The organism is Streptococcus infantis (genome assembly GCF_001579645.1).
Classification (GTDB): Bacteria; Bacillota; Bacilli; order Lactobacillales; family Streptococcaceae; genus Streptococcus; species Streptococcus infantis_E.
The window spans coordinates 156,015-161,453 of the sequence record NZ_KQ970819.1; the positions used below are offsets into that span (position 1 = coordinate 156,015).

Here is a 5,439-nt window from a genome sequence, read left to right on the forward strand (position 1 = left end):
ACTTCGGCAAACAGCAGCCGTGCGCCGCCGTCGGGGGAGGCGATTTGGTAGAGGCCGTCTGAAAATATCGAATCTTACTTTTTGTTTTTTTCTTAGGATTTAGTTCTTCTTTACGCTGCTTATAAAACTGCCAATATTTTTTGTCCTCGATACTGAATGGATAATATCCAGCATCGTTATAAGCTATATCGAAATATTGATAAGCATCATCATATTTTTCAATATCATAATAAAAAATACCGCCTAATAGATATGTTCCTGCATTAGTTGTTCCTAAATCGGCAACACTCAAAGCAATAGTCAGCCATTCCTCAGCATGTTCATATTTTTGATGTTTATAATATAACTCAAATAAGGCAATCGTAACCATTGTAGTTGGATGCGCCCATTGAGTTACTGGCTTAGGTATTAGCTCAAATGCTTCTTTTAATAATTTTTCTTGTTCCGAAAAAGATTTACTATAAGCTTCGCAAACTAAATCATTAATTTTTGATTCCAATTCTGGATTAACTGCATCTAAATTCATAGCATACAACTCCTCAATTAAATTAAACAATGTTAAGTGTAGATTCTATAATATCAATGGCCATAATCAGATTTCTGCCTAGGCCCGATTCGTTTATCCATATCATACCTATGGAGTATCCCAAAATTGGGCAGAGCTAGGAATATCGCTTACACGTCTTAAATTACTAATCTGCTCAGCCGACATACCACGTAGCTCCTTAGCGCTTAACATGCGCTGCATTACAGCCCTACCAGTGGGACTCACTTTTGATGGCGTTTTACCTACTGTAGCTAACCTGTTACGAGAAAGTCCCAACGGATCAATCCAACTTTGAGCATTTACAGCAAACTGATAAAGGTTATCCCCTGCGCCCAACAACCCAATCGGATCCTGATTCACAAATCGCCCAGCCTCAGGCTTATAATACCTGAAGAAGTTGTAGTGCAACACCGTTTCACGGTCGCAATACTGGTTTTGCAATCGGAAGGGTTGGTGAGCAGTTCCGGATGTGTTAGTTTCGCTCTTTAGTTTGCCCCAACCGTAATAATCGCCGAACCACAGCAAATTGCCATCCTTATCAGTCATCTCCCTCGGTATGCCGATTTGGTCGCAGTAGAAGTAGTGGGTTTACTGGCAACTTTCTTCGTCTTCGTTGATGTGGTTTTGATAGGCGAAACCGTTTGCGTGCGTACCGCACACACCCTACATCAGGACTGAAGGTTTTGTGCAGGCTACGGCTTACTTGTGATTACCAGCTAGTAATAGGTCTATGCAAATTTACCCAAAATTTTAATAATGATTGTTCAAAAAAACGAAATTCGGACAGATCTTTTTCTACAACTAGACCTAATTCTTTGAAAAGATATTTAGATTTCGTTCTCTCGATAACATCATATTGACTTAATAGCTCAGCAAACCCTTTTTTTGATGATATATCTATTTCATTATAGTATATTGCAAGCTCTACTTTCTTATCATTGAAAATTGTAACCTCAGTTAACTTTTCATTATCAAACCTTAGTACAAAATTGTTTATCTCTATAATATTTTTTACCTTCGGGATAACATTGTTTGATATGTCATATTTTCTTATAACATCTGATAGAGAACAATTTAATTCAAAATCGCCTACGCTCTTATAAGGAATAAATATTAATTTATCATGATTTAAAGTTGGGTTTTTAAGTTTACTTTTTTGAAAGTCTGAGTACTTTTTACCTTTATTATCATATAAATCTCTTATACTCTCATCGTAAATTAATATCTGCAGAAACAAATTATCCTTATAGTCAACATATAAAACTAAATTATATTTTGGAAAAAAATAAAAATAATTTTCTTCATCTGAAACTTCTATTAGAGGATCCTCCTCTTCTAAAAATTTTTCAAGATTTGAAAAGTTAATAACTTTTCCATTTAAGCAAAATTCATCACAATTCCTCAAGGAGGATACAGTAATCAATTCTGAATCAGATTGTGTCTTGTGTTTTCTATCAAACTCTAATGAATAATTAGGATTATTTAAAATAACATCATCAAAGTCAGCCTTTTTTTGACCCAATACAATCCCATTTAACGAATTATTTAATATTTTCAACATAATACATATCCTTTCCTGTATTTGTCTATGTCAATTAGCTTCTCAGCCATCAGGAAAAATGACCTCTAGATAGAATGCCATTACTAATGGTAATGAGATTGTTAAAGAACAAATATTTCAGACGACCTCGAAAAAGAATTGAGGTTGTCTGAAAGGCAGAAACAGCATGATTACCGCTCCCATGCTACGGCGGAATTGAAGGTTTCATGTAGGCTACGGCTTGCTTATAAGATTCATAAGAATAATATTATGTATCAAGAAATAGCATTAATTGTTCTGGCTTTAAAGTTAGTAGTGCGATTGTTTTTCCTTTAGTATCGCAGAATTCAACTTCATATGCTTCATAAGGATTTGAATAAACTTCTACAATAGCACCGATGTCTCCCTTTTGTAAATTAAAACCAGGAAGATCTTGTTGCAATTTGACTACTTCTAAAAGCGAATATTTCACTATAAACTCCTTAATAATTAACTATAAAACATATGTAATTGCCAATCATGGAATTGATTGTCCGCTATCGATTATCCAACCAGTTCTAACTGTGGCGGTCTGTCCAATTGGACCAGTCATTGGAATATCAACAGTATAGCGTTGCCCATGTTCATCACATTTACCTGGAGTTGCTGGGTTTTCACAAACACCTTGTTGATTTTTTTTAATCAACTCATCTACATTTGATTGATTAAATCCTAATGCAGATTGAAAAACCTTTGCTTTTTCCACCTACAGGGTGTTCTGTATTTAAGGCATATCCCGTGATTTTTTGGGGTCAATGATAGCCTTATCTGCATTAGGTAATTTCGAATTAGAGCAAAGACCTAATAGATAAAGCCAATCTTGAGCATTTGCCGCAAACGCATACAGATTCTCCCCGTCCAACAGCCCAATCGGATCCTGATTCACAAACCGACCCGCATCAGGCTCATAATACCTGAAGAAGTTGTAGTGCAACCCCGTTTCACGGTCGCAATACTGGTTTTGCAATCGGAAGGGTTGATGCACATGCTTGTAAAACCGCTCATCCTTTTTCAGACGACCTTACGGTTTGGTTAGATCTCGAACTGACTATTCGTTTAAAGATAAGGCAAATCTAAGGCCTCATCATAACTTTCATCTAAGATTTTATTGACTGAGGCAGCAAACTGAATAGCCTTCATATCAATAGTTTCAGGATTGTCAGGAATCGGAAAGACAGCTACACCTATATTATTTTCTATCAACCATGGTATTCCATCCTCTAAAAATTCTTCTATCTCAATTTCATAAATATCAGAATTCTTATCTTCAGAATTTGCCATAATTCTTGCGAACTCTAATTCAGGCCATATGGCTAAAGATGAATTTTTCTCATCTCCCCATAATATCCAATCTCCTTCTTCGTCTGCTAAAACATATAGAACTCCAGAGTCAGCTATCCTTTTTAAAGTATGCTCACAACGTTCTTGACTGGACAAATTAAGAATTGCATTTATTGCTTTTTGTTGTAAAACCATCGACAAATAAGGTAAATCAAATTCTTCCCCATACCACTCATTAAAATAATCATTGATCATCTTAGCAAATTCAATTGGATCCAAAATAATAGTTTCTGTTTTTTCATCTATAGGAAAAATAGCTAATCTAATATTATTTTCAGACATTAAAGGAACGGTATCTTCTAAGAAGTTCTCTAGTTCCATTTTATCTATTCTCAATGCGTGAGGATTCCATTGGAGAGCTAACTCCGCAAACTCAGATTCTGGAAAAATCATTAGATATTCTTTTCCTTCATCATCTTGCAAACATATCCAGTCATCCTTTCCATTTAGTAGGTATAAAGTTTCAATACCAGATATAGTTTTAATAGAATAATCCAATCTTTCTTTAGCTGATAATTTAACAATTGAATCAATTGCTTGTTTTGGCAGGCCCATTATTTAAATCCTTTCTACTTTCGTGAATCTTTGATTTTTTGCTCAGATTTTCCACCACATTTTTTTGCCCCAATACAATCCCATTTAACGAATTATTTGATATTTTCAACATAATATATATTCTTTTCTGTATTTGTCTATGTCAATTAGTTTCTCAGCTATCAGGAAAAACGACCTCTAGATAGAATGCCATTACTAATGGTAATGAGATTTTAACGAACAAATAGTTCAGACGACCTCAAAAAAGATATTAAGATCGGCTGGAAACAAAAACCGCATGCGTACTACACACCCCCTACGTCAGGACTGAAGGTTTTGTACAGGCTACGACTTACTTTACATCGTAATTGGAAGTTTCATGTGGTATACGGCTTGCTTGGGCTACTTTACAGTTGATAATTAAATTTAGAAAATTATGTCTAATACTCTATTTTTTAAAATAAATTCTTTTTTTAAATGTTCTAAAATATTATCTAACTCTTCCTTGCTTAAAATTTGGTTGGTCTTAGTAAATTTTGCTGTTTTCGCATATAGGGAAAAGTGAAACTCATTATTTGGAAAGAACATTTCTCCTTCAAATGAAATTTCATTTCCATTTAAAGAAACAATTAACATACCTCTTGAAATTTTTTCAATTACGAAATCATCCATAGTAATTACCTTTTTCCCATATATTTCCTGGTCGCAGATCTTTACCAATAACGCCTGTTACAGTACCAGAAGCGCATGTTGCATACTCTGATGAAATATCTTCCCATGCTTTAATGCTTGCTTGGTTATTTTGATCCCACGTAGGCATGATAATTTTTCTAGCTTCAATTAACATTTCTAATGTTGTTCCTCCTTTAGATTTGGCAATATCGGCAGCAATATGTTGTCCACCAATACCATCTGTTCTACCTGACCAAAAAAATGCTGTGTTTGGTTCTGTTTTAACTTTGCTATTTTCACAGCATTTATTCAAACCTAGAGGATCAACCCACACCTGAGCATTAGGCGCAAAAGCATAAAAATTCTCCCCGCCCACTAATCCTTTGGGATCTTGATTGTTAAACCGTCCGATTCTACTGTCGTAGTACCTGAAGAAGTTGTAATGCAGCCACGTTTCACAGTCGCAATACTGGTTTTGCAATCGGAAGGGTTGGTGAGCAGTTCAGGATGTGTTAGTTTTGCTCTTTAGTTTGTCCCAACCTTAATAATCGCCGAACCACAGCGAATTGCCATCCTTATCGGTCATCTCCCTCGGTATGCCGATTTGGTCGCAGTAGAAGTAGTGGGTTTGTTGTCGGCTTTCGCCGTCTTCGCTGATGTGGTTTAGATAGGAGAAACCGCTTTCGTGCGTACCACAATGCTCTACGTCAATACTCTACATCGGGATTGGAGGTTTCGTACGGGCTACGATTTGCTAATCAAAGCT

At 35.6% G+C, this 5,439-nt stretch carries 10 protein-coding genes; all 10 read right to left on the bottom strand.

Annotated features, from left to right (window positions below):
* Positions 1-526 (bottom strand): hypothetical protein (locus SINDD18_RS05075; protein WP_241497342.1); only part of this gene is annotated, 526 nt, incomplete at its 3' end.
* Between the two features lie 108 nt (positions 527-634).
* Positions 635-1,093 (bottom strand): RHS repeat-associated core domain-containing protein, encoded by a 459-nt coding sequence (locus SINDD18_RS10445; protein ID WP_081108264.1) that lies wholly within the window; start codon positions 1,091-1,093, stop codon positions 635-637.
* A 163-nt stretch (positions 1,094-1,256) separates the two neighbouring features.
* The gene (locus SINDD18_RS05085; RefSeq protein WP_061863339.1) at positions 1,257-2,108 is read right to left on the bottom strand and encodes a hypothetical protein; all 852 of its coding nucleotides are present in this window, start codon (positions 2,106-2,108) and stop codon (positions 1,257-1,259) included.
* A gap of 247 nt (positions 2,109-2,355) precedes the next feature.
* The gene (locus SINDD18_RS05090; protein WP_061863340.1) at positions 2,356-2,559 is read right to left on the bottom strand and encodes a DUF4926 domain-containing protein; all 204 of its coding nucleotides are present in this window, start codon (positions 2,557-2,559) and stop codon (positions 2,356-2,358) included.
* A 45-nt stretch (positions 2,560-2,604) separates the two neighbouring features.
* On the bottom strand, positions 2,605-2,832 hold the full coding sequence (locus SINDD18_RS05095; RefSeq protein WP_045615780.1) for a DUF6883 domain-containing protein: 228 nt from the start codon (positions 2,830-2,832) through the stop codon (positions 2,605-2,607).
* Positions 2,833-2,850: 18 nt separating this feature from the next.
* Positions 2,851-3,111: an RHS repeat-associated core domain-containing protein gene (locus SINDD18_RS10450; protein ID WP_241497343.1), complete on the bottom strand. Its 261-nt coding sequence runs from the start codon at positions 3,109-3,111 to the stop codon at positions 2,851-2,853.
* 71 nt (positions 3,112-3,182) lie between these two features.
* Complete coding sequence (locus SINDD18_RS05105; RefSeq protein WP_061863341.1) at positions 3,183-4,022, bottom strand: DUF2750 domain-containing protein; 840 nt, start codon at positions 4,020-4,022, stop codon at positions 3,183-3,185.
* A gap of 405 nt (positions 4,023-4,427) precedes the next feature.
* Positions 4,428-4,673: a hypothetical protein gene (locus SINDD18_RS05110; protein ID WP_045615782.1), complete on the bottom strand. Its 246-nt coding sequence runs from the start codon at positions 4,671-4,673 to the stop codon at positions 4,428-4,430.
* Positions 4,666-5,154 (bottom strand): RHS repeat-associated core domain-containing protein, encoded by a 489-nt coding sequence (locus SINDD18_RS05115; protein WP_193750831.1) that lies wholly within the window; start codon positions 5,152-5,154, stop codon positions 4,666-4,668. Before SINDD18_RS05115 ends, SINDD18_RS05110 begins: the two co-directional genes overlap by 8 nt.
* A gap of 60 nt (positions 5,155-5,214) precedes the next feature.
* On the bottom strand, positions 5,215-5,385 hold the full coding sequence (locus tag SINDD18_RS11665) for an RHS domain-containing protein (RefSeq protein WP_431305823.1): 171 nt from the start codon (positions 5,383-5,385) through the stop codon (positions 5,215-5,217).
* Positions 5,386-5,439 lie beyond the last annotated feature (54 nt).

What these genes read in the sequence shown, in the direction of transcription:
- SINDD18_RS05110 (WP_045615782.1), bottom strand. Translation starts at nt 4,673, where the DNA reads ATGGATGATTTCGTAATTGAAAAAATTTCAAGAGGTATGTTAATTGTT.
- SINDD18_RS05105 (WP_061863341.1), bottom strand. Translation starts at nt 4,022, where the DNA reads ATGGGCCTGCCAAAACAAGCAATTGATTCAATTGTTAAATTATCAGCT.
- SINDD18_RS10445 (WP_081108264.1), bottom strand. Translation starts at nt 1,093, where the DNA reads ATGACTGATAAGGATGGCAATTTGCTGTGGTTCGGCGATTATTACGGT.
- SINDD18_RS05085 (WP_061863339.1), bottom strand. Translation starts at nt 2,108, where the DNA reads ATGTTGAAAATATTAAATAATTCGTTAAATGGGATTGTATTGGGTCAA.